Consider the following 22,669-nt stretch of genomic DNA (forward strand, 5'->3'; position numbering starts at 1 on the left):
AACCGGGCGGGAGAGACGGACTTGAACAGCAGTTTGCCCGACTTGTTTCCGGGATTCGACACACGAACGGTCAACGTCGACGGCACGCGCCTGTTTTGCCGGATCGGCGGGTCCGGCCCGCCGCTCCTGCTGCTGCACGGCTATCCGCAGTCCCACGTCTGCTGGCACAAGATCGCGCCCGCACTTGCCGAACATTTCACCGTGGTTGCGGTGGATCTGCCCGGATACGGCCAGTCCTCGGTGCCGCCCCTGTCAAACGATCACGCGGCCTATTCCAAACGGGCGATGGCGACAACTCTCGCCGGGATGATGCAGGCGCTCGGACATGATCGCTTTTCTCTGGCCGGCCATGACCGTGGCGGCCGCGTCGCCTACCGGATGGCACTCGACCATCCCGCACGGATCGAACGCCTCGCGGTGCTCGATATTCTGCCGACCTGCGATTACTGGGACAGGATGGACAGGCTCTTCGGGCTGAAAGTCTATCACTGGACGTTCCTGGCGCAGCCGGCTCCGTTTCCCGAGAACATGATTGCCGCCGCGGCCGTGCCCTTTCTGGAACACACCCTTGCGAGCTGGACCGCGGCAAAGAGCCTGCGGTGTTTTTCGCCGGAGGCCTTGGCCCACACCCGTGCCTGGTTTCGCGATCCCGCCCGGATCGCCGCGACCTGCGAGGATTACCGCGCCGGCGCGGCGCTTGATTACGACCATGACAGACAGACCCTCGACGCCGGACTGAAGATCGCGATGCCGCTATTGGCACTGTGGGGCGACCAGGGCATTGCAAGCAGCGTCGACGCGCCTCTGGCTGTGTGGCGTGCCTGGTCCGACACTGTGGAGGGAACCGGGCTGCCCGGAGGGCATTTTCTGCCGGAGGAAGCGCCCGACGAGACTTTGGAAGCACTCCTGATGTTTTTTCGCAGATAAATTCGGAAGAAATTATCACGAATAGTCAAATAAACGCCTTCCCCGCATTCCAAATCCGCCTTCTTCTTGCGTAATCTTGAGCAACATGCAGCATTCTTTTCTTAACGATAACTTAAAAATATGTTCAAAACAATTTAACCATTCACGATTATTGCTAAAAATGGCAGTGATCGTTCGCGCAAGGTAAGCCCCGTCTGGCGGCTATAAAAACCGCGGCCCGTTCCTGCCGGAAAAGGTACAGCCCGGGGCTGACCGGGGGACGGGTGCGACGCGTGGGAAAACAAGGCTCAGGTTTCCAGGAATGCGATCTCGCGGGAAAGCCAAAGCCACGGCTTCGCGGGCTCAATGCATGCCTCGACATGATGCTCGACAAATGCTGCAGGGACGAAACCCGGTTCAGCAAACCGCTTCGCGCTGTCTTTCTGTCCTTTCTCGGCCTCACCGTGGCCGTCCTGACCTTTCAGAATATTGTCTCGGAGTACCGCAGCCTGCGTGAGCCGCAGGACCTGACCGTCCGGACCACCGAAAGGCTGCTGGCCCACCAGCGCGCGCTGGGAGGCGAGGCTCTCGACCTGGCGGTCGAGGCGGTGAGTGCGGACAATGCCCTTTTGAGCGCGGTTCGAAACAACGATCGGGACGAGATCAAACGGGTCGCCGACGGCGTGTTCGCGCGCAAGGCAGCCGATCTCAACATCGCTGAACTGACACTTTTTTCAGCGGATCGGCAATTCATCTACCGGGCACGTGACGACGACAGAGCGCCGCGTGAAGACACCAGTTTTCAATCTGAACTGAATTCCAGTCTCATCCGGCAGACCAACGGCATCGGCTTCGGACCGAACGATGAATTCGTGGTCTCCGTGTTGCGCCCATGGATCTCCGATGGAAACCTGGTCGGCTACCTGAAGCTGGCGATCAACATCGAAAAGTCGCTTGCGCTGGCCAGTTCCGCGGTCAACGGGCAGATCATCAAGCTTTGCAAGGTCAGCGAGGCAGGCAGCGCAGAGGCCAATACAATCCGCTACAGGGCGCTCGGGACCCTCACGCCGGACTTGCTGGATTTCGACGCCGTGATTGCCGGCATCACCGATGTGAACGGCCTCAACCGGTTTTTCCTGCAAGACAACAAGATCTTCACCTTGCGCGATCTGCCGATCCCGGTGATCAGCAAGGATCGTGCGGTCCGCCTGGTGCTGGTGAAAGACATCACCGGCAATGTCTGGTCATTCGTCAAGGGGACGCTGCTGTCCGTGTTTGCGGGCATCGGCCTGGTCCTTCTGGCCTGGACCGTCGTTTTCCGTCTGCTCACAAGGCTGCAGTCTTCCGTCCAGAAGACACAGGCCCGTCTGGAGGACGCAGTCCTTCAGAACACCCGCAAGCTCGAGTATCGAACGCTTCAATTGACCCAGGCCCAACACATTGCCAATGTCGGCAGCTGGGAACTGGACTTCGCGACCAAGGACATCTGGGCATCGGACGAGTTCTACCGGATCATGCGTCTCCCCCAGGGCCTGAACGCTTCCGAAATTCAGCAGCACATTGTCGCCCGCATTCCGGAAGACGAACGCAGCAAGGTCCTGGCCGCCGTGCGCACGGCGGTCACCGCCCGCGGCGAATTCGATTTCGAGCACACGCTCTATCAGGAAGACGGCAGCCAGAACTATCTGCACATGCGCGGATATGTGCTCGCCGGACCGGACGGGAAAGCGGTCAAGCTGGTCGGCATCGCCCATGACATCACCGAGCGCCGTCTGGCGGAACGCAGAAATCACCTGCTCGCCAGTATTCTGGAATCGTCCCTCAACGAAATCTACATCCTGAATTCCAGCACCTTTCGTATCGAATACGCCAACGAATGCGCCCTCAGGAACCTCGGTTACGACCATGATGAACTGAAATCCCAATGCATCTGGGACATCAATCCGGTCTACGATCCGCGCACGGTTCGCCGCTATGTGACGCCGCTTCTGTCGGGTGACAAGGAAAGCCTCTCGGTGGAAAGCGTTCACAGGCGCAAGGACAGCAGCGAGTATCCCGTCGACCTTCAGGTTCAGCTCGTGCGCGATCAGGACCGCAGCCTGTTCGTCGCCATCGCAAACGACATCTCGGAACGTGTGCATCGCGAGAACGAAACCCGCGAAGCCAAGGTCCGTGCCGAACGCCTCGCCTATTTCGACCCCCTGACCAAGCTTTCGAACCGCGCCGGATGCCAGCGCGACGCCAAGCAGCGTTTCGCCACCGACAAGAAACCGGCCTTTCTGGTGCATGTCGACATGGACGGTTTCAAGCGGGTCAACGATACGCTCGGCCACCTCGCCGGTGACCAGTGCCTTGAGGAAACCGGGCGCAGGCTCCGGGAAGTCTGCCGCGGCCTCGGCACGGCTTACCGCTGGGGGGGCGACGAATTCGTCATACTCGCGGAGAACAGCACCTCCGACCCGAACGAATTGTGCGAACGGGCACGCCGCATCATGCGGCAGCCGATGGATTACCACGGCAACCGCTTCTGGCCGACGGTCAGCATGGGTCTGGCCCTTTGCCCGGAGGACGGCAACGTCTTCGACACGTTGCTGGTCAACGCCGATCTTGCCCTCTACCAGTCCAAGGAGAACGGCAAGGACCGCTACACCTACTTCAGGCCCGACATGAGGAAGGACAGCGAAGCGGAAGCGAAGATCGAACTGGAACTGAAGGATGCGGTCAAGAACGACCTGTTTTTCCTGGAGTTTCAGCCGCAGGTCAATCTCCGTTCCCAGACCGTGACAGGCGTCGAAGCCCTCGTCCGCTGGCAGCATCCGGAACGCGGCGTGGTATCCCCGGGGGAATTCCTGCCGGTTGTCGAAAAATCGGGGCTGGCCCCGATCCTGGGAGAGATCGTCATCGACAAGGCCTTGTCGGCCGCAAGGCAGTGGCTGGATGACGGTCTGGATTTCGGACGTGTCTCGGTGAACATTTCCCCTTCGCACTTAGCCTCCGGCAAGCTGCTGGATCATTTCACCGCGGCCATGGCAAGACATGGCGTCGGCCCGGAGCGGGTCACCGCCGAAGTGCTTGAATCGGTCTTTCTGAACGACACCAAGTCAGGACACCTGACACCCCTCAGGCAATTGTTCGATCTGGGCGTTCATATCGAACTGGACGACTTCGGCACCGGCTACGCGTCGCTGTCTCACGTAACGGACCTGCCCATCAACGGCCTGAAGGTCGACAAGTCGTTCACGCAACAGATGCTGCAGGATCCCAAGAAGGAGATCGTGGTCAACCAGCTCATCCATCTGGCGCGCTCGCTGGACATCGACGTGATTTGCGAAGGTGTCGAGACGGAAGCGCAATACGACCGATTGCGGATGATGGGCGATTTCTCCATCCAGGGTTTCCTGATCGCCAGGCCGATGCCGTTCGACCAGGTCAGCGGCTGGATGTCCGAGTCGTCCAACGATCTCTACTTCATGGTCTGATCACCGAGGGAATTTCACCACCCTTCCGGCGACCACTCTCTTTGACCCTTTGTTTTTCCCAATGCGCTGTCCTTGGAAAGTGCCCCCCGAGGCCCCACCTGCTCCTGCATGAACAGCAGAGCCCGGACCCTGACCATGCCTCCTCCCCCGGCATCTCCAAAGGCAACACCCCCGGCATCTCCCCGCATCGGCCTTGCCCTTGGCGGCGGCGGGGCGCGCGGTCTTGCCCATATTCCCGTCCTTGAAGCGCTCGACGATCTCGGGCTGAAACCCGTTCAGATATCCGGGACGTCGATCGGAGCGATCATGGGGGCAGCTTACGCGGGCGGGCGCAGCGGCCAGGAAATCCGGGAACTCGCACTGGAAATATTCGCGGACCGCAATTCCGTCCTGTCGCGCCTGTGGCAGCTCAGGCCGAAGCGGTTCGTGGACATGTTCCGGTCCGCCCCTATTCAGTTCGATCCGGAACGGGTGCTTGAGGTGTTCATCGGCAAATTTCTGCCGGACAACTTCGAGGACCTCGAGATTCCGCTGCGCATTCTCGCCACCGATTTCTACGGCTGCGAGGAAGTGGACTTCGAAAGCGGACCGCTGCTGCCGGCGCTTGCCGCCTCCATCGCGATTCCCGCGATCTTCCGTCCCGTGCGCTATGCCGGCCGCCATCTGATCGACGGCGGCGTCGTCAATCCGCTCCCTTTCGACGGGTTGCGCTCAAACTGCGACATCGTGATTGCCGTCGATGTCGTCGGCGCGCCGGTGCCCCGGGACGAAAGGGACGATATCAGCATGCTGGATTCCCTGTTCGGCTCGTCGCAAATCCTGATGCAGACCATCACCAGGCAAAAACTCAAGCTCGAACAACCGGATATCCTGGTCAGGCCACCGAATGATACGATCCGCGTGCTGGACTTCATGAAGGCAGAACGAATTCTCGACAAGGCCGAAACCCTGCGAGCAGTTACACGGGAACAACTGACAAATCTGATAAAAGAACCTATGAACGTTACTTGACAGCAACATTCGTATAATTGACCAGATAATTCCTATTTATTAAAAATAACTTGCCCTTTAATAATTCGTTAACATTATTGCTGAATAGTTTGCTTTAGGTATCGGGAGCAAACCAATGACGCCATCAGGATCCTCAGATTTGGAAAGCTGTCCGGTTTCGGACGATCTTCTGAAACGGCTGCTGGACACAACTTTCAATGCAGTGACCGACGTCGCAGGCCAGTTGTCGGAAGACCAGCGGGCCGCTCTCGCCGTCTATTGCTATCGCCGCGCCCATTTCCGCCGTCTGGGCCTGACCCTGGCCGCGCTGTGCAGTCAGCATGCGCTTGTGACCGAGGCAGGCCACGCCGGCGAACTGATCTTCCGTCAGGCAAAATCCGCCACACCGACGGACGCCGACATGGACATCCGTCCAAGGGGGGCCAAAGCCCCGGTCAGTCTTCACGTGGTTTGAACGTACCATTCCGGGGCTGGTCCTTCCTCCCGCCCGCCCCCACCTCAGGCAACCTTCTTGGCAGCCCACCTGCAAGTTGGTTGCCTTTTCTTTTGGCATCCGGACACCGCCGCCCCCGGATTTCAGGCAATCCGGCACCGGAATGGCCTGAATATCCCAGGAATACTGCCGAATTCCAAGGAACACCAAAGAGTGTTGATTACGGCTTGCCACCGCCGTGCCGGCCGCTACTCTTAATGAGGTAGACCCGAACCCGGATGGCTTCCCATGGCTTTGCTTCTTTCCGCCCTTTTCAGGTTTCTGCCCACCCGACGAGGCCTCCTGCGCCGATCATGCGCGCTGCTGAGCCTTGCCCCGCTCCTCATTGCCGCTTCGCCTGCCCATGCGGTTTGCCAGCTTGTTGCAAAGGCGCCCCTCAACGCACCGATCGCAGATGACGTTCCGGATCTGGCGGGCAGACCTGCAGGCCGGTGAGGTCCAGATCCGCTATATCGGCCATTCCACCTTCGAACTCGAGACCCCTGCGGGCATCCGGATCGCGACCGACTACAATGACAGCGTCCGTCCGTTCCTGCCGCCCACGATTGCGACCATGAACGGCGCCCACAGCACCCATCATTCCATCAATCCCGACCCGAACATCGAACAACTGCTTTTCGGCTGGAACCCGAAGGGCGGCCCCATCGACCACGACCTGACGGTCGGGGATGTGCGGGTCCGTAACATCCAGACCAACATCCGCGGCTGGGACGGAGAAGACCGGCGCCTCGGCAATTCCATCTTCATCTTCGAGGTCGCGGACCTGTGCATTGCCCATCTCGGCCACCTGCACCACAGGCTGACCCGGGAGGACCTGACCCGGCTCGGCCAGATCAACGTCGTATTTGCCGCGATCGACAATTCCTCGACCCTGCGGCTCGACAGCCTGATGGACGTTCTGGAAGACATCGGCCCAGCGATGGTCATTCCGATGCATTTTCATTTCGCGGGAGCGCTGCAAGCCTTCACGGGCCGCGCCCGGGAGGCCGGCTACGAGATTGTCCCGGCGCAGAGCCCTTCGCTGATTGTCAGCCGCTCAAGCCTGCCGATCAGGCAGACCGTCTATGTCATGATGCCCGGAGGCGCCTGAAAACCTGAGGAAGACGATCTGGCTGTCGCCCGCCTTGCGGCTGTCCAGAACTTCAAATCCGTCAGGGACGTCGATCTCCACGGAGGCGCGCTCTTCAAGAACGCAAATGGCGTCCTGTTTCAGCCATCCGCCCAGGGCGGCCGATGCCAGCGCCTTTTCACCCAGTTGACGGTCATAGGGGGGGTCGGCGAACACCAGATCGAATGGCTCGACGGTGCCGGCCGCGCCGAGCTTCGTGGCGTCACGGCGGAATATCTTGGCCGCGCCGTTGAGCCCGAGCGTTTCCATGTTGCTGCGGATGAGGCCCCGGGCCTCCGCACCTTCCTCGATGAACGTGCCGTGACGCGCGCCCCGGCTGATCGCCTCGAAACCGAGAGCGCCGGTGCCGGCAAACAGATCCAGAACCCGGAAACCGGTCAGGTCGACATCAAGGCCATGGGCGAGAATGTTGAAGATCGTCTCGCGCAGCCGGTCGCTTGTCGGCCGTGTCGCCTGGGATTTCGGCGCGGCAAGCGCTGCGCCCTTGAAGCGGCCTGCGACAATTCTCACGAACGGCCTCCACCCCGAGGTCCTTTACCGCCTTTCGGCGGACCGTTCCGGTCGCGCTTTTCAATGTCGCTTCTGGTTTGCTGGCGCTTGTCTTCCACCAGCCCTTCGTCACCCCAGATCCGGCGCGACGGAGGACTGGGCCGGTCCTGGGCAGTGTCCTTGCGCGGCCTCGGCGCCGACGTCATGCGGAACTGCGAGCGCGGCGAAACCTTTTCGAGTTTCGGGCCGGACGGCTTGCGTTTGCCCGGTTTGCCGCCTTTGTCCCGCTCGGCGCGGGCGCTGTCCGCACGTTTGGACTTCGACGCCTTGTGCCGGTCCGTCTCCGACTTGCCTTCGCGGGCGGTCATCCATTTGCCCTGCCCCCCCTCACGGCGTTCGCCGGAAGGTTTCTGGCCGGTGGATCTGTCTCCCGACGTTCTGGCACCGGCGGATCTTGTGCCAGCGGATCTTGTGCCGGCGGATCGGGCTCCGGCTTCTCCGGCTTCGGATCTCCTGCCACCAGTTGCCCTGCCTCCGGGCGCTCTATCGCCGGAGGGTCTGTCACCGCTGCGGCCGCTTTTCTGGCGCACTCCGGAGGACTTCTTCTCCGGCTCCGGCGTGAACATGTTGAACAGGGGCGCCTCGAAGTCCGCGCCGGCTTCTTCGGCCAATGTTTCACCGAGCTGATCGCGCAGGACACGTCCGCGGATCTCGCGGACCTCGCCTTCGGGCATGTCCATCAACTGGAACGGGCCGTAGGACAGACGGATCAGGCGATTCACGGTCAGTCCGAGATGTTCCAGAACGCGTTTGACTTCCCGGTTCTTGCCTTCGCGCAGACCGACGGTCATCCAGCTGTTGCCGCCCTGCTCCTTGTCGAGCGTCGCCTCGATCGCGCCGTAGAGCACGCCTTCGATCGCGATCCCGTCCTTCAGGCTGTCCAGATCGGCCTGGGTGATCCTGCCGAAGGCGCGCACACGGTAGCGGCGCAGCCAGCCGGTGGACGGCAGTTCCAGGACCCGGGCAAGTCCGCCGTCATTTGTCAGCAGCAGCAGGCCCTCGGTATTGATGTCCAGGCGGCCGACGGTCAGGACCCGCGGCAGGTCCTTCGGCAGCCGGGCGAACACGGTCGGGCGGCCTTCGGGGTCCTTGTTGGTGGTCACCAGGCCACGGGGCTTGTGATAAAGCCAGAGGCGCGTGCGCTCGCGGGTCGGCAACGGGTTGCCGTCGACGACAACCTTGTCCTTGCCGGTGACCGTGATCGCGGGTGTCGTCAGCACCTGGCCGTTGAGTTCGACCCGGCCGCTTTCGATCCAGCTTTCCGCGTCCCGGCGCGAACACAGACCGGCGCGCGCCATCACCTTGGCAATCCGCTCGCCGCGCTCCGCGGTATCGTCGGCACCACGGGCCGCGACAACCGGCATCGACATCGGCGCCTCTTTCGACGCAGGGCGGCGTTTGTCGCGCCCCTGATCCTTCGTGGAGGCCGGGCGTTTCGGCGACATTTTTCTTTTGGCGCTCCGCTCTCCGCCGTCTCGGGCAGTGTCGGAGCCATGCGCAACGGCTTTCGGTGCCGCCTTCGCCGCATCCTTCGGCGCCGGGCGGCGTTTTTCCGCCGTGCGTTTGTCGCGCCCCTGGTCTTTTGATGCGGCCGGGCGCCGGGGAGGTGATTTTCTTGTCGTCATGCGCGCGTCATAGCAGAGCTTGGGCCTTTCGGGAATCGGTTGTTTTCAGCAATCGTCAAATGGCCGGCCTTTTCCGGATACAAATTCCACCCTGTTTTTCCCGGCGGAAATTGGTTGCCGGGGCTGACGGCATCCGCAATTCCGACTAAACAAATCCATATGAACCCGATTGACCCCACCAGCACCGAGATCCAATGAGCGGCCCGGCAACCGGCGTGCACCAGGGCTCCTTCATGGACCTGGCCCTGGAAGAGGCGAAAAAGGCCGCCTCCAGGGGAGAAGTGCCCGTCGGCGCGGTCGTCGTGCTGGGGGACCGGGTTGTTGCCCGCGACGGCAACCGCACACTGGAACGGAACGACCCCACCGCCCATGCGGAAATCCTGGTGATCCGCGCGGCCTGCGAAGAAATGAATTCGCAGCGCCTGCCCGACTGCGACCTCTATGTCACGCTGGAGCCTTGCCCGATGTGCGCGGGCGCGATCTCCTTTGCCCGTATCCGCAGGCTTTATTACGGTGCGGGCGACGAAAAAGGCGGGGCGGTCGATCACGGCACCCGGTTCTTCAGTCAGCCGACCTGCCACCACGCACCGGATGTCTATTCGGGAATTGGCGAGGTGCCCTCTGCAAATCTGCTGAGGACCTTTTTTAGCTCCAGGCGCTGAGCGCACACCCAGCGTTGCCCGGAGGCAACAACTGCTCAGAAATACACTCACAAGTGTAAATGTGATCCACCTGATGATTGTGCTGTCATCCACCGCTGCCACAATCGCGTGCGGGGGCATTCCGCTATGAGTTCGGAGTTTGAAATGACACGTCACGCACTTCTTGGATCGATCGCCGGCATCCTGGCCATGGCCAGTCCTGCACAATCCGCCGACCTGCCGATCGCGCCGGAGCCGGTTGACTACGTTCGCGTCTGCGATGCCTACGGCTCGCGCTTCTACTACATTCCGGGCACCGAAACCTGCCTGCGCGTCGGCGGCCGCGTCCGTGTCGATACCAGGTTCCGCAATTTCGGCGAGAAAGAAAACGCATGGAGCACGCGCAGCGCCGACGGTCTGCAACTGCGAACACGCGGCTATCTGTATCTCGATGCCAGAACGGCGACCGAGTTCGGAACCCTGCGCTCCTATATCAGCTACTACGGGCAGGTTCAGAACGGCACCGAGAGTTTCTCGGTCGACAACGTCTATATCCAGTGGGGCGGCCTGACTGCCGGTTTCACATCGTCCTATTTCGATTTCTTCACCGGCTATTCCTTTGGCGCCCAGATTGAATCCTACTCCGATCAGGACACCAACCTGATCGGCTACACCTACGCCCTTGGCAACGGGTTCAACGCGTCCGTGGCCGTCGAGGACGGGGCCAACAGGCAGGCCGGCGTCGGCTTCAACAACGGCGTACAGGGCTACGGCGGCACGCGCATGCCGGACTTCACCGGCGCACTTGCCCTCAAGCAGGGCTGGGGTGAAGTCCAGATCATGGGCGCATTGCACCAGATCTACTCCAACGCACTGGTCAACAGCACCGGCGGCGGCTCCGAGGACGAACTCGGCTGGGCCCTCGGCGCGGCTGGCGAAGTCAAGTTCGGCGGTATCGGGCAAGGTGGCCGTGCCGCCCTTCAGGTCGTCTACACCGACGGCGCCAGCGCCTACGGTTCCACGGGCTGGAACAGCCGGATCACCGATGCGGTCGTGGTCGGCAACGGCATCGACACCACCAAGACGATCAACGTTTTCGGCGGCGTCAGCCTGGGCCTGACCAATACGATCGAAGTCAACCTGCAAGGCGGCTACCACAACGTGGACGGCGGCACCAACGCCTATGATTTCACCCAGTGGGACGCGACCGTCAACGCGGTCTGGGAACCGGTTTCCGGCTTCATCATGGGCCCGGAACTGCAATACCGCGATCTGGATTTCAACACCGCGTCCGGTCTCGACGACACCTACGAACTGTATGGCACGTTCCGCGTTCAGCGGACCTTCTGAGGACGCTGTTCGCGTTCCCCTCTGCGCAGCCCGGGCCGATTGGCCCGGGTCACATGTCCGGCAATCTGCCAGGTTCCTGTCAGCAATCCGCCACAGCGAAAGCTTCATCGCGTGCGCCCGGCTTTGTGTCAGACGCACACCGCCGCGTGTCGCGCCACGTCTCCAAAACGGCGCTCCAGAGACCCTTGTCCCAGAGATCCCCGTGTCCGGCACCGTCGACGATGACGCTGCGTTTGGGGTCCCCGGCCCGTTCAAACAGGTCCCTGCCATGGGCGACGGGGATGAGCCGGTCCTTCGACCCGTGAACGATCAGCACCGGGGCCGCGACATCGCCGATGCGGTCGCGGGTCGGCATCGGATCCTTCATCAGCAGTGTGACCGGCAGCCACGGATATTGCGCGGACGCAAGATCGACAAGTGCGGTGTAGGGCGCTTCCAGAACAAGCAGACCGGCCTGGGGACGCGCGGCGGCCACCGCCGTTGCGACGCCGGTCCCGAGGCTTTCGCCGTGAAGGACAACGGGCGCACCGGACTGGGCGGCCCTGTCGAAGTGTTCCAGTGCATCGGAGATCAGCGCGGCCTCGGACGGGCTGCCTTCGCTGCCGGCATAACCACGATAACTTGGTGCGTAAAGGCCGAAACCACTGTCCAGGATTCGCCTGAAGCGGTTCGATCTGCTGGAGACATTGCCGGAATTGCCGTGGAAATAGACGACGGTCGGCGCTCCGGGCCGCGTGGGGCCGGCCCGCCAGACGGCGACCTGCGTCCCGTCCGCCATCGCGACGGTTTCAACATCGACACCGGGAAGGCCCTTCTCCGCCGGGGCGGCGAGCGTTCCTGTCGGTACGAAAACAAAGCCGCGCTGGTTCAGATACATGTAGCCTGCCGCCATGCAATAGGCGATGACGACGACGATCGCCGGACCGGACAGAAGCCCGGCTGCCCGCCGCAGCACGCCACCTGCCTGCGGCGCGCGCCCGCCAGTCCCGTTTGCTCCGGTATCGCTCATGCAGCCTTCTCCATCCCGCGTGGCTCCGAGAGATACGCCCAGCCGGCGCCTGCCGATCAGCCTGGTCTACTTCCGCCCGAACAGCTTCTCGATGTCGGTCAGCTTCAGTTCCACCCAGGTGGGCCGTCCGTGATTGCATTGGCCGGACAACGGCGTCGCCTCCATGTCGCGCAGCAGCGCGTCCATTTCCTCCGGGCGCATGCGCCTGCCGGCACGCACGGACCCGTGGCACGCCATGGTGGCCGCAACATGGTCCAGCTTCTCCTTCAAGCCATCCGCAGTGTCCCATTCGGCGAGTTCGTCGGCAAGGTTCCGGACCATGCCCTGGATATCCATGTCGCCCAGCATCGCCGGCGTCTCCCGGACCGCGATCGCACCGGGGCCGAAGGCTTCCAGACACAGACCGACCTTTTCAAGGTCCTCCGCCCGTTCCGTCAGCCGGGCGGCATCTTCTTCCGGCAATTCCACGATTTCCGGTATCAGCAGCATCTGCCGGGCGACGTCTTTCCTGGCCAGCGCCTCTTTCAGGCGCTCATAGACAAGACGCTCGTGCGCCGCATGCTGATCGACAATGACGACCCCGTCGCCGGTCTGTGCGATGATGTAGGTCTCGTGCACCTGGGCCCGGGCGGCGCCCAGCGGCAAGCGGGTCTTCTCGATCTCGACCGGCGCATCATGGGCCCGGGCATCGGCGGACGGCACCGCGAAATCCTCAAAACCGCCCGGGCCGGTGAAAGGCGCTTGTACCGGTTCGGCGAACCCTGCCGCGGCTCCCCCGGTGTCCAGCGGCCGAAAGGCCCCTGGATCCCAGTGGGGCGCTGCATGGGACCGGACAAAGTCTGCTCCTGCACCTGCTCCTGTTCCTGCTCCTGTTTCGGCGCCATAGGCGGCACCATTGCCCGCAGGCGCGGATGCGTAGCCCGGCGCCTGCGGGCGCAGCGCATCGAGTGCCACGGCGGCATTGGACGTCGACGAGCGATGACCGGCCTGAACCAGCGCATGCCGGATCGCACCGACCAGAAGCCCGCGCACAAGCTGGCCGTCCCGGAAGCGCACATCGGCCTTGGCCGGATGCACGTTCACATCGACCTGCACCGGGTCAAGATCGAGGAACAACACCACCACCGGATGGCGGTCGCGGGCGAGCACGTCCGCATAGGCCCCACGCAGACCGGACAGCAGCAGCTTGTCCTTGACGGGCCGGCCGTTGACAAAAAAGAACTGGTGCTGGGCGTTGCCACGGTGATGGGTCGGCAAACCGGCGAACCCGCTCAGCCGCACGCCCTCGCGCACGGCGTCGATCTCCATGGCGTTGTCGACGAAGGCCTTGCCGAGGATCTGGGCGATCCGGGTGAGGTGCGGGTCGGTGCCGCGCGCACCGGGCCAGCTCTGCGCCTGCCTGTCCGCACCGGCCAGCGAAAACCCGATGCCGGGATAGGCCAGCGCGATCCGCTTGACGATTTCGGTGATCGCAGCGGCCTCGGCGCGGTCCGACTTGAGAAATTTCAGCCGTGCGGGCGTCGCAAAGAAGAGATCGCGGACCTCGACCTGCGTGCCTCTGGTGCGCGCCGCCGGAACAGCGGCCTGCTCTTTGCCGCCCTCGATCGCAATGGCCCAGGCGTGGTCCTCGTCCGCGTGGCGGGACTGGATCGCCAGCCGGGCGACCGAACCGATGGACGGCAGGGCTTCGCCCCGGAACCCGAGCGTGCGGATATCGAACAGGTCGTCGTCTGAAATCTTGGACGTGCAATGACGGCGGATGGCCAGTTGCAGGTCGTCCCGGCGCATGCCGTCACCGTCATCGGACACCCGCATCAGCGTCTTGCCACCGGCGGCCGTCACAATCTCGATCTGTGTGGCTCCGGCATCGACGGCATTTTCCACCAGTTCCTTGATGACGCTGGCGGGCCGTTCGATCACTTCTCCGGCCGCGATCTGGTTGATCACCTGTTCGCCAAGCTGCCTGACTTTCATGAAACTCTCTCTACGCAGTTTCGCACCGCGGCATGTTCCTATATGGTCCGCGCCGTGTTTGTCCCGCTTCCTTGGTAAGCCTTACCAGACCCACCGCAATCGAGTGACCCGCCATGACCGTTTCTGCACCGCTTCTTGTTGACGGGCTCAATGCCCTCGCGCCATCCTACAAGGGTATTTTGTGTGATGTCTGGGGTGTTCTTCACAACGGTGTAGCCGCTTTCGAAGGCGCGCACAAAGCCCTCAGGACCTATCGCGAGGAAACCGGCGGCAAGGTGGTGCTGATCACCAATGCCCCGCGCCCGGCCAAACAGGTCGGCGAGATGCTGGCCAGCCTCGGCATACCGGGGGAAGCCTATGACGACATCGTCACCTCCGGCAACGTCACCCGGGAAGTGCTTGTTGCCCAGGGCAGCAAGACGCTGCTGCATATCGGTCCGAATCGCGACCAGCCGCTTTACTGGGACCTTGAGGCCACCTTCACGAGCAATGACGACGAGGCGGAAGCGATCAGTTGCACCGGCCTCGTAGACGACGAGAGCGAAACACCGGACGACTATCGCGAACGCCTGCAGAAACTGGCCGATCGCGGCCTGCAGATGATCTGTGCCAATCCGGACATCGTTGTTGAACGCGGCGACCGGCTGATCTGGTGCGCTGGCGCGCTGGCACGTCTCTACGAAGACCTGGGCGGCAAGGTGTCCATCCTCGGCAAGCCGCACGCGCCCATCTATACCGCGGCCATGCAGCGGCTGGCGAAACTATCGGGCGAGGACGTGGCCAGGGAAGACGTTCTTGCAATCGGCGACGGCCTGCCCACGGACATCCGCGGTGCGGTTTCTCAGGATATCGACGTGCTGTTCATCACCGCCGGCATTCATGCGTCCGATTTCGGCCCCAGCGACACGCCGGACGAAAACCTCATCCGGCGCCGCCTGGCGGAAGAAGGCCTGCGCGCCCGGGCCGCGTTGCCTCGCCTGTGGTGGTGACCCAAAGCCAGCGCCCCGGCACCTGAAACCCTGCCGGTTCAAGCGGATGCCGAGGCTCCGTGCCCGGACAGGAAGGTGCGGACGTAATCCGGGACATCAAAATCCTTGTGTCCCGGCCCGGCGCCCATCTCCTTCATCATCCCGATCACCGCGAGCGGTGCGATCAGCTCCACGGCGAACCTGCCCGGGTCCCCCGCCCGGATCCGGCCGCCCTGCTGATGCGCGGCCATGATCGCGGCAACGTTCTGCATGTTCCTGAACAGGGTCGGCGCGATCCCGGACAGCTCCGGGTGATGCGGCAACTGGGCAAACAGGGTCAGAACTAGCCCCCCGTATTTCTCGTAAGTGGCCAGATACGCCCGCACGACCTCGCACAGGTCCGCTTGCGGGTCGTCGCCCGGCAGAACCTGTCCGAAAGGCGCATCGGCAATCGCATCGCCGATCGCCGCCTGCATGAGAGCCGCCTTCGAACCGAACCGCCGGAACAGGGTGACCTCGTTGACACCCGCCCGCGCCGCGATCTCCCTGGTGGTCGTGCCTGTGAAACCGCGTTCGCGGAACAGCGCCAGCGTTGCCGAATAGACTTCGCAAACATCGATACTCTTCGCCAAAATCCCTCGCATCCGGCCAATCCGGACCAATCCGATGCCCTGTCATCTTCATCTGTGCGTTTGCACGCTAAGCTTGCCGGACGGCTTAGGCAAGCGTGCGCTTGCAATCGAGACGGAAACAGCTTATTGCAAGTATACGCTTGCATACGCCCGCCGGCGAAAAATGCCGGGTTACAGTCGGAAGACTTGGTGCGATCATATCCGTCTGTTGGCCAGCCGCCGGTCTTGCGGTCGAGACAAACGCATTCACATTCAGGAGACATGCCGTGTCACTGCTGCGCAAAGCCCTGATCCTTCCGCCGGTCCTCGTTGGCGCGGCTGTGCTGTTCTACGCCGCCAGCGGTCGTGACACCCCTCCGCGGACCGAAATCGAGGAAACGGCCTCCGTCGTGCGTGTGGTCACGGTGGAGCCGCGGCCTTTCGTGCCGCGGGTCATCGGGTACGGAACGGTCGAACCGGCCCGCACGCTCGATGCGATTGCGCAGGTGTCCGGCAGGGTCACTTACATCAATCCCGGCTTCAAACGCGGCGACTTCGTTGCCGAGGGCGACGTTCTGATCCGGTTGTCGCCTGAAGACTACCGGCTGGAAATCGCCGAGGCCGAAACCGACATCGCCAGTGCCAACGTCGATCTGGAAGAGCTCTCGATCACACTTGAAACGCAGAAAAAATCCCTGGAGATCGCGAAAGCCGTTCTGGACCTGGAGCAACGGGAACTGGCCCGGCTCAGGACATTGGCCGAGCGCAAGGTCATCTCCGATCAGCAGGTCGAGAACCAGGAAGCCGCCGTCCTGCAGCAGCGGTCCGTGGTCCAGGACCTGGAAAACGACATCACGCTCAATCCCGTGCAGCAGAAGGCTCTGGAACAGGCCAGGCGCAAGAACGAGGTGCGGCTGGAAACGGCGAAGCTGAACCTTGCCCGCACCAGCCTGCGCGCACCGTTCGAAGCCCGCGTGTCGGAGGTCAGCGTGGAGATCGACCAGTTCGTCGCAGCCGGCACGTCCATCGGCGGCCTGGACGGTATCGAGGCCGCCGACATCAACGTCCAGATCAGTCCGGCCAACATGGCCGGCTTCGCCAATCTCGCCTTTCCCGGTCAACTGGATACGGCAGAGGGCGTGATGCGCGCCCGCCGTTCGCTGGACAGGTTGTCGGCGACTGTCATGGTCGGCTCGGTCGGAGTGGACGCCAACTGGAAGGCACGGGTCAAACGGGTCAGCGACACGGTCGATCCGGACACCCGTTCGATCGGGCTGATCGTCACCGTTGAAAAGCCCTATGACACCATTCGGCCCGGTATCAAGCCGCCGCTCGTCAAGGGCATGTTCGCGGAAGTTGAATTGTCGGCGCCGACGGTGGACGGCAAGATCCTTGTGCCGCGCAATGCCGTCCGGAACGGCAAGCTCATGACGGTTTCGCCAGACAGCCGCCTCGCCTTTCTGAGTGTTCAGGTTGCCTATCACATTGACGACATTGTCGTTCTTGAAGCCGCATTGCCCGCAGGCACCCGGGTCATCGTGAGCGACCCGTCCCCCGTCATCGAGGGCATGCTGCTTGCCCCGGTTGAAGACGACACGGTCGGCGCCCGGCTGATGGAAGCCTCCGGACTGCCGTTGGAAGCCGGAGAGGCGAAGCGATGATCCGGTATTTCGCCCGGCATCCGACCGCCGCCAATCTCCTGATGGCAGGCCTGGTCGTTCTCGGCCTTTTGAATGTGCCCGCGCTTCTGCTGGAAACCTTTCCGCAGATCCCGATCAAGGAGATCACCGTTACCGTCGCCTATCCGGGCGCGACCTCCGCGGATGTGGAGCGCACGGTCTGCCGCCGGATCGAGGATGCGCTCGACGGGATTGAAAACATTGACGAACTCAGGTGCGATTCCAGAGAGAATCTCGCCCTTGCGACCGTCCGCATCATTGAGGGCAAGGACATCGACCAGTTGATGCTCGACGTCGACCGCGAGATCAACGCGATCTCCGAATTTCCCGACGCTGTCGAGGATCCGGTCATCGAAGAGTCCGGTCGTCTGAGCGCGGCGGTGTCGGTGGTCATCACAGGCATCGGCGACAAGCCGCAGCTCAAGAACTACGCACAAGCGGTCAAGGAACGCATGCTCCGGTTCGGCGGCATTCCCCAGGTGGAGATTTCGGGGTTTTCCGACCGCCAGTTCCGGATCGAGGTCCGCGACGCGGCTGCGCGCGAAATCGGCCTGACCCTCACCGAGATCGCCGAGACCCTCACCCGGCAGAACATCAACACCCCGTCGGGCGAGATCACGACGGCGGGTGGCTCGATCCTGCTGCGCTTCGCGGACGAACGGCTGGCGGCGGATGCGTATTCGTCCGTGATCGTCGCTTCCTCCGCACAAGGCGGCCAGATCAAGCTTGGCGACATCGCGACGATCACGGACCTGTTCGAGGACGTCGAGGTGGAAACCCGGCTCAACGGGCGGCTGGCCGCGGTTCTCGATGTCTCCAAGACCCGAAGCGACGATCTGATCAAGGTGGTCGATCGGGTCCAGACCTTTGTCGAGGAAGAACAGGCCCGCACCGCGCCGGGCGTGACGCTGACCCTCCTCAACGACGGTTCGATCGTGCTCAAGGACCGGCTCCAGATGCTGGTCAAGAACTCCGGCCAGGGTCTGGCGCTCGTCGTCGCCGCGATGTGGATCTTCTTCGGCGGACGGCAGGCCTTCTGGATCGGCATGGGGCTGCCGGTCTCCTTCCTCGGCGCTCTTGCCGTGATGGCGCTGACCGGCCTGACCATCAACATGCTGTCGATGGTGGCGCTTCTGATCGTGGTCGGGATCATGATGGACGACGCCATCGTGATTTCGGAAAACATCGCCACCAAACGCCAGCAAGGCCTCGGCGCGCTCGACGCGGCGATCGAAGGCACGGCGCAGGTTGCTCCGGGAGTCGTGTCCTCGTTTCTGACGACGGTGGCGATCTTCGGTGCGCTCGCCTTCCTCAGCGGCGATCTCGGCGACATTCTGCGGGTGATCCCGATCGTCATGCTGCTGGTGCTCGTGATCTCTCTGATCGAGGCATTCCTCATCCTGCCGAACCATCTGTCCCATGGCGCGGCGGACAGGCCCAACCGGGTGACGCAATCGGCGGAAATCGGAATGTCCTGGCTGCGTGATCATGTGGTCGGGCCCTGCGCGTCCTGGTCCGTGCGCAACCGCTATTTCACGGTCGGCATCTGCATCATGCTCTTCCTGAGCACGCTGGCGCTTCTTGCGGGCGGGTTGGTCAAGTTCCAGGCTTTCCCCAATGTGGAGGGCGACCAGATCGAAGCCCGGATCGAACTGTCCGCCAGCGCGGCGCTTGACGACACCAGAACAATCGTGGCGGAAACGATCGCCGCGCTGGAACGCACGGACGCGCAGCTTTCGCCGCGCAATCCGGACGGAGCCCCGCTCCTGAAGAATGTCCTGGTGCGCTTCAACGAAAACAGTGACGCGGGCACCAATGGCGGACATCTGGCGACCGTCAACGTGGACCTGCTGGAGGGCAACCTGCGCGATGCGGGCAATCAGGAAATCCTGGCCGGATGGCAGCAGGAGCTGCCCGCAACGCTGGATGTGCGCCGCAACATTCTCACCGAATCCAGTATCGGGCCGGCGGGAAGGGCCATCGAACTGCGGCTTGCCCATGAGGACCTGGATGTTCTCGACCTGGCCTCGCAGGAGCTGCAGCACTGGCTGAACGGCTATGACGGCGTCTACAACGTCTCCGACGACCTCAGTCTCGGCAAGCCGGAACTGGCGCTGTCGCTCAGGGACGGTGCCGGTGCGGTCGGACTTGATGCCAAAGCGATCTCCGACCAGCTCAAGGGCGCCTTCAACGGGATCACGGCGGACGAGGTTCAGGTCGGCGCGGAAAGTTTCGAAGTCGATGTGCGCCTGTCCGGCATGGACCGCAACAGCCTCGGGGACCTGGAACGTTTCACCATCGAGACCCCGTCCGGCCACAGGGTTCCGCTCGGCAGCGTTGCTGAAATCCTCTCCGACAGGACCTACACGCGGATCAATCGCATCGATCGCCTTCCGACCGTGACGGTGACGGGCGATGTGCATCTGGAAACCGCCAACGCGAACGAAGTCGTCAACGACACGGAAAACGTGTTTGTCCCGCAGTTGCTGGAGAGCTATCCCGGCCTGACGGCATCGACGGAAGGCCAGAACGCTGAAGGTGCCAAGACCCAGGCGTCAATGGCGGCCGCCCTCGGCACGGGCCTGATCTTCGTTTTCATCCTGCTGAGTTTCCAGTTCCGCAGCTACATCGAACCTGTCGTGGTGATGGTGCTGATCCCGTTCGCGCTGATCGGGGCGGTGTGGGGCCACCTGCTCATGGGCATCGATTTCGCGTTGCCGAGCATGCTCGGCTTCATTTCCCTGGCCGGGATCGTGGTCAATGATTCCATCCTGCTGGTGCATTTTATCAAGAACGAACATACCCCGGATATGGAGAATGTCGCCGACATCGCCCCGTTGGGCGCCAAGGCGCGGTTCCGCGCGATCCTGCTGACTTCGGTCACCACGATCGCCGGCATGCTGCCCCTGCTGTTCGAAACCAGCCCCCAGGCCCAGATCCTGGTCCCGCTGGTCACCTCGATTTCCTTCGGCCTGATCGGCACGACGCTGATGATCGTGTTCGTGGTGCCCGCCTTCTACACGATCCTGGACGATTTCGGCCTGACATCGCTGGCCGCGGAGCGCAAGGCGCATCGGAAGGCAGGGGCTGCCACCCGGTAGAACGGGCATTTTCCTGTCAGGGCGCCCAATAAAAAAGGCCCTCCAGAGGAGAGCCTTTTTCGAATTCTTGGTGTGTTCCCGGATCAGTCGAACAGCTTGTCGATGTCCGATTGCGCGTCGCCCAGCATGGCGTCGATGTCGTCCTGGGAGACACCTTCTCCGGAATGCTGCGGTCCGTGCAGGATCAGCTCGCGCTTGCGGCGTTCCTCGTCGGTTTCCTCGATGGCCGCCTCGATATCCTCGGGGATGCGCAGATGCGAAATGAACACGCTCACACGTTCGTCGATATAGTTGAGCGTTTCAACGACCTTGGAAATTCGCTGGCCGGTGATGTCCTGGAAGGTGCAGGCCTCGAAAATGCCGATCATCTTGTTGCTGACCAGCTCCTGATAGGCTGCCGGGTCGCTGGCGTCGGCGCCCATGATCTCTTCGGCCGCTTCCATGATGGAATTCGTGGCTTCCTCCGTGGCTGCCACGATCGCATCCAGTTCAAGGCCGGCACCCGGTATCTTGTTGCCGGTCATGTCGTTGGCGCGCAAGGCGGAGATTTCCTCCTTCATGCGCGTGATTTCCTTGGCGATCGCCGTCAGCTCTTCGGTTACAGCCGGCTGGACGGTCGACAGAAAGTCGAACATGGATCCCGACATGACCTCAGCGAGATGCATCACGTCGGTAAACGAAACCTCTCCCTCTCGATTCTTGTTTTCTTCAAGAAAATCGATGACGCGGGCGATGTTTTCCTGTTTCATGTTAGCCACCTGGTCGTGCCTCTCCATGTCGTTTTTTCTTCCGAGGACGGACCCAGGGTCAGGTGCCGCTATTTCGTTGCGGATGCGTCAAGACGAACCCGGCCTGCCTGATCGGCAAGTCCGAGCCAGTCGTGATCACCCTTCAGGCACTGGCGGAGATGCGTGTTCGCGCAGACCTCCGCCAGCAGCAAGAATTCACTCGGAGAAGACCGCCTCGATCTTGCCCTTCAGCGTCTGTGCGTTGAAGGGCTTCACGATGTAGTTGTTCACGCCGGCCTTTTTGGCGGCGATGACGTTCTCAGTCTTGGACTCAGCCGTGACCATGATGAATGGTGTCTTGCTGAGGCTGCCGTCGGCACGAACCTGCTTCAGCAGCTCGTAACCGGTCATCGGCTCCATATTCCAGTCGGAAATGACCAGGCCATAACGGCGCTGCTTCATTTTTTCCAACGCTTCGGTGCCGTCCGCGGCATCATCGATGTCTTCGAATCCAAGCTGCTTGAGCAAGTTCCGAATGATGCGAATCATCGTCTTGTAGTCATCGACCACGAGGACCGGCATCTGAAGATCAAGGGCCATTGTCTACTCCATACTGTCAACTGGCGCGGCCCCTGGCCGTGGGCCGGTGGAAACGCGTTATGACTTCGAAGGAGAGTGACACAATCTTTGTGTCCTCGCCTCCCCACACTCAACGCAATTTAACCGGCGCCCCTGAAAAGACCGTTAATAACGAAGCTTTTTTTCTTCGCCCAAAGCACAATTGCGAAAAAACCTTGCGGAGCCTAGCGTTCGCGTTGCTTGAAAAAAGACAATTAATGGCGGTACTTGCAATGCTTGAGCTCCAAACACTCTGTTTCGAAGACCTGTCCGTCGGACTGAGTGAAGAACTTGTCAAACATGTCAGTTCTTCGGATGTCGTGGGCTTCGCGGAAGTGTCCGGGGACCGCAATCCCATCCATCTGTCGGAGCATTTCGCCGCCAGAACGCCCTTCAAGACACGCATCGCGCACGGGCTCTACACCGCCAGCCTGATTTCCGCGGTCCTGGGCACCCGACTGCCCGGTCCGGGTGCGATCTATCTTTCCCAGACCCTCAATTTCAAGGCGCCGGTGCGAATCGGTGACAACGTCAAGGTGACCGTGACCGTCGAGGAACTGATGGAGCGCGGCAACCGTGCGCGCCTGTCCTGCATATGCAGCGTCGAGGAGACCGTCGTTCTGGAAGGCGAGGCTCTCGTCAAGGTGCCCGGTCGCGACGACGACCGCTCCGGCTCCTGACACGCCCCTGCCTGCGCGGCATTCAGAAGCACGCCATTCTCCCGATCCGCCGACTTGACCTTTTCAGTTGTTGACGGCAGGTTCCACGCCAGCAACGGTGATCTGCGTTCTGCCGCAG

18 protein-coding genes are annotated in these 22,669 nt (G+C 62.2%); 11 read left to right on the plus strand and 7 right to left on the minus strand.

Features of this window, described 5'->3' with window-relative positions; genetic code table 11:
* Nucleotides 1-21: 21 nt before the first annotated feature.
* The 5 genes from AC0VX3_RS22915 to AC0VX3_RS22935 all read left to right on the plus strand — a co-directional run bounded on the left by AC0VX3_RS22915 (nucleotide 22) and on the right by AC0VX3_RS22935 (nucleotide 6,979).
* Nucleotides 22-927, plus strand: coding sequence for an alpha/beta fold hydrolase (locus tag AC0VX3_RS22915; protein WP_475522455.1), 906 nt, complete (start codon nucleotides 22-24; stop codon nucleotides 925-927).
* A gap of 359 nt (nucleotides 928-1,286) precedes the next feature.
* Nucleotides 1,287-4,385 (plus strand): putative bifunctional diguanylate cyclase/phosphodiesterase, encoded by a 3,099-nt coding sequence (locus AC0VX3_RS22920; protein WP_475522456.1) that lies wholly within the window; start codon nucleotides 1,287-1,289, stop codon nucleotides 4,383-4,385.
* Nucleotides 4,386-4,520: 135 nt separating this feature from the next.
* Nucleotides 4,521-5,396: a patatin-like phospholipase family protein gene (locus AC0VX3_RS22925; protein WP_475522457.1), complete on the plus strand. Its 876-nt coding sequence runs from the start codon at nucleotides 4,521-4,523 to the stop codon at nucleotides 5,394-5,396.
* A gap of 139 nt (nucleotides 5,397-5,535) precedes the next feature.
* A complete protein-coding gene (locus AC0VX3_RS22930; protein WP_342891038.1) occupies nucleotides 5,536-5,850 on the plus strand; it encodes a hypothetical protein in 315 nt (104 codons plus the stop codon).
* 433 nt (nucleotides 5,851-6,283) lie between these two features.
* Nucleotides 6,284-6,979: an MBL fold metallo-hydrolase gene (locus AC0VX3_RS22935; RefSeq protein WP_475522458.1), complete on the plus strand. Its 696-nt coding sequence runs from the start codon at nucleotides 6,284-6,286 to the stop codon at nucleotides 6,977-6,979.
* Here the strand turns inward: AC0VX3_RS22935 and rsmD are convergent.
* Together rsmD and AC0VX3_RS22945 are read right to left on the minus strand one after the other, a co-directional pair.
* Nucleotides 6,926-7,528, minus strand: a complete 603-nt coding sequence (gene rsmD / locus AC0VX3_RS22940) for a 16S rRNA (guanine(966)-N(2))-methyltransferase RsmD (RefSeq protein ID WP_475522459.1) — start codon at nucleotides 7,526-7,528, stop codon at nucleotides 6,926-6,928. The genes AC0VX3_RS22935 and rsmD overlap by 54 nt on opposite strands.
* Nucleotides 7,525-9,012: a pseudouridine synthase gene (locus AC0VX3_RS22945; protein ID WP_475522460.1), complete on the minus strand. Its 1,488-nt coding sequence runs from the start codon at nucleotides 9,010-9,012 to the stop codon at nucleotides 7,525-7,527. The genes rsmD and AC0VX3_RS22945 overlap by 4 nt, the downstream gene beginning before the upstream one ends.
* A 374-nt stretch (nucleotides 9,013-9,386) precedes the next feature.
* Here AC0VX3_RS22945 and AC0VX3_RS22950 point away from each other — a divergent pair, with 374 nt between their 5' ends.
* A complete protein-coding gene (locus AC0VX3_RS22950) occupies nucleotides 9,387-9,854 on the plus strand; it encodes a nucleoside deaminase (RefSeq protein WP_475522461.1) in 468 nt (155 codons plus the stop codon).
* A gap of 144 nt (nucleotides 9,855-9,998) precedes the next feature.
* A complete protein-coding gene (locus AC0VX3_RS22955; protein ID WP_475522462.1) occupies nucleotides 9,999-11,183 on the plus strand; it encodes a porin in 1,185 nt (394 codons plus the stop codon).
* A 79-nt stretch (nucleotides 11,184-11,262) separates the two neighbouring features.
* Here AC0VX3_RS22955 and AC0VX3_RS22960 read toward each other — a convergent pair whose 3' ends face one another.
* Nucleotides 11,263-12,192: an alpha/beta hydrolase gene (locus AC0VX3_RS22960; protein ID WP_475522463.1), complete on the minus strand. Its 930-nt coding sequence runs from the start codon at nucleotides 12,190-12,192 to the stop codon at nucleotides 11,263-11,265.
* 66 nt (nucleotides 12,193-12,258) lie between these two features.
* Nucleotides 12,259-14,166 carry a DNA mismatch repair endonuclease MutL gene (mutL, locus tag AC0VX3_RS22965; RefSeq protein WP_475522464.1) on the minus strand — a complete coding sequence of 636 codons (1,908 nt, stop codon included), beginning with the start codon at nucleotides 14,164-14,166 and terminating at the stop codon, nucleotides 12,259-12,261.
* Nucleotides 14,167-14,279: 113 nt separating this feature from the next.
* Between mutL and AC0VX3_RS22970 the strand changes: the two genes are divergently transcribed.
* Nucleotides 14,280-15,155: a TIGR01459 family HAD-type hydrolase gene (locus tag AC0VX3_RS22970; RefSeq protein WP_475522465.1), complete on the plus strand. Its 876-nt coding sequence runs from the start codon at nucleotides 14,280-14,282 to the stop codon at nucleotides 15,153-15,155.
* Nucleotides 15,156-15,193: 38 nt separating this feature from the next.
* Here the strand turns inward: AC0VX3_RS22970 and AC0VX3_RS22975 are convergent, their stop codons facing one another.
* On the minus strand, nucleotides 15,194-15,766 hold the full coding sequence (locus tag AC0VX3_RS22975) for a TetR/AcrR family transcriptional regulator (RefSeq protein WP_475522466.1): 573 nt from the start codon (nucleotides 15,764-15,766) through the stop codon (nucleotides 15,194-15,196).
* A gap of 266 nt (nucleotides 15,767-16,032) precedes the next feature.
* Between AC0VX3_RS22975 and AC0VX3_RS22980 the strand changes: the two genes are divergently transcribed.
* The gene (locus AC0VX3_RS22980; RefSeq protein WP_475522467.1) at nucleotides 16,033-17,406 is read left to right on the plus strand and encodes an efflux RND transporter periplasmic adaptor subunit; all 1,374 of its coding nucleotides are present in this window, start codon (nucleotides 16,033-16,035) and stop codon (nucleotides 17,404-17,406) included.
* Nucleotides 17,403-20,525: an efflux RND transporter permease subunit gene (locus tag AC0VX3_RS22985; RefSeq protein WP_475522468.1), complete on the plus strand. Its 3,123-nt coding sequence runs from the start codon at nucleotides 17,403-17,405 to the stop codon at nucleotides 20,523-20,525. The genes AC0VX3_RS22980 and AC0VX3_RS22985 overlap by 4 nt, the downstream gene beginning before the upstream one ends.
* Nucleotides 20,526-20,608: 83 nt before the next feature.
* Here AC0VX3_RS22985 and AC0VX3_RS22990 read toward each other — a convergent pair whose 3' ends face one another.
* Nucleotides 20,609-21,274 (minus strand): chemotaxis protein, encoded by a 666-nt coding sequence (locus tag AC0VX3_RS22990; RefSeq protein ID WP_342891050.1) that lies wholly within the window; start codon nucleotides 21,272-21,274, stop codon nucleotides 20,609-20,611.
* Between the two features lie 195 nt (nucleotides 21,275-21,469).
* On the minus strand, nucleotides 21,470-21,853 hold the full coding sequence (locus AC0VX3_RS22995; RefSeq protein WP_342891051.1) for a response regulator: 384 nt from the start codon (nucleotides 21,851-21,853) through the stop codon (nucleotides 21,470-21,472).
* A gap of 251 nt (nucleotides 21,854-22,104) precedes the next feature.
* Between AC0VX3_RS22995 and AC0VX3_RS23000 the strand changes: the two genes are divergently transcribed.
* Nucleotides 22,105-22,551 carry a MaoC family dehydratase gene (locus tag AC0VX3_RS23000; protein WP_475522469.1) on the plus strand — a complete coding sequence of 149 codons (447 nt, stop codon included), beginning with the start codon at nucleotides 22,105-22,107 and terminating at the stop codon, nucleotides 22,549-22,551.
* The last annotated feature ends 118 nt before the right edge of the window (nucleotides 22,552-22,669 follow it).

The sequence above is a fragment of the Roseibium sp. QJM3NY_11 genome, assembly GCF_056173175.1.

Excerpts from the sequence above, each read along its gene's own strand:
- AC0VX3_RS22920 (WP_475522456.1), top strand. The coding sequence starts at position 1,287 with ATGATGCTCGACAAATGCTGCAGGGACGAAACCCGGTTCAGCAAACCG.
- AC0VX3_RS22925 (WP_475522457.1), top strand. The coding sequence starts at position 4,521 with ATGCCTCCTCCCCCGGCATCTCCAAAGGCAACACCCCCGGCATCTCCC.
- AC0VX3_RS22935 (WP_475522458.1), top strand. The coding sequence starts at position 6,284 with ATGACGTTCCGGATCTGGCGGGCAGACCTGCAGGCCGGTGAGGTCCAG.
- AC0VX3_RS22945 (WP_475522460.1), bottom strand. The coding sequence starts at position 9,012 with ATGTCGCCGAAACGCCCGGCCTCCACGAAGGATCAGGGGCGCGACAAA.
- AC0VX3_RS22950 (WP_475522461.1), top strand. The coding sequence starts at position 9,387 with ATGAGCGGCCCGGCAACCGGCGTGCACCAGGGCTCCTTCATGGACCTG.
- AC0VX3_RS22955 (WP_475522462.1), top strand. The coding sequence starts at position 9,999 with ATGACACGTCACGCACTTCTTGGATCGATCGCCGGCATCCTGGCCATG.
- AC0VX3_RS22960 (WP_475522463.1), bottom strand. The coding sequence starts at position 12,192 with ATGAGCGATACCGGAGCAAACGGGACTGGCGGGCGCGCGCCGCAGGCA.
- mutL (WP_475522464.1), bottom strand. The coding sequence starts at position 14,166 with ATGAAAGTCAGGCAGCTTGGCGAACAGGTGATCAACCAGATCGCGGCC.
- AC0VX3_RS22970 (WP_475522465.1), top strand. The coding sequence starts at position 14,280 with ATGACCGTTTCTGCACCGCTTCTTGTTGACGGGCTCAATGCCCTCGCG.
- AC0VX3_RS22985 (WP_475522468.1), top strand. The coding sequence starts at position 17,403 with ATGATCCGGTATTTCGCCCGGCATCCGACCGCCGCCAATCTCCTGATG.
- AC0VX3_RS22990 (WP_342891050.1), bottom strand. The coding sequence starts at position 21,274 with ATGAAACAGGAAAACATCGCCCGCGTCATCGATTTTCTTGAAGAAAAC.
- AC0VX3_RS22995 (WP_342891051.1), bottom strand. The coding sequence starts at position 21,853 with ATGGCCCTTGATCTTCAGATGCCGGTCCTCGTGGTCGATGACTACAAG.
- AC0VX3_RS23000 (WP_475522469.1), top strand. The coding sequence starts at position 22,105 with ATGCTTGAGCTCCAAACACTCTGTTTCGAAGACCTGTCCGTCGGACTG.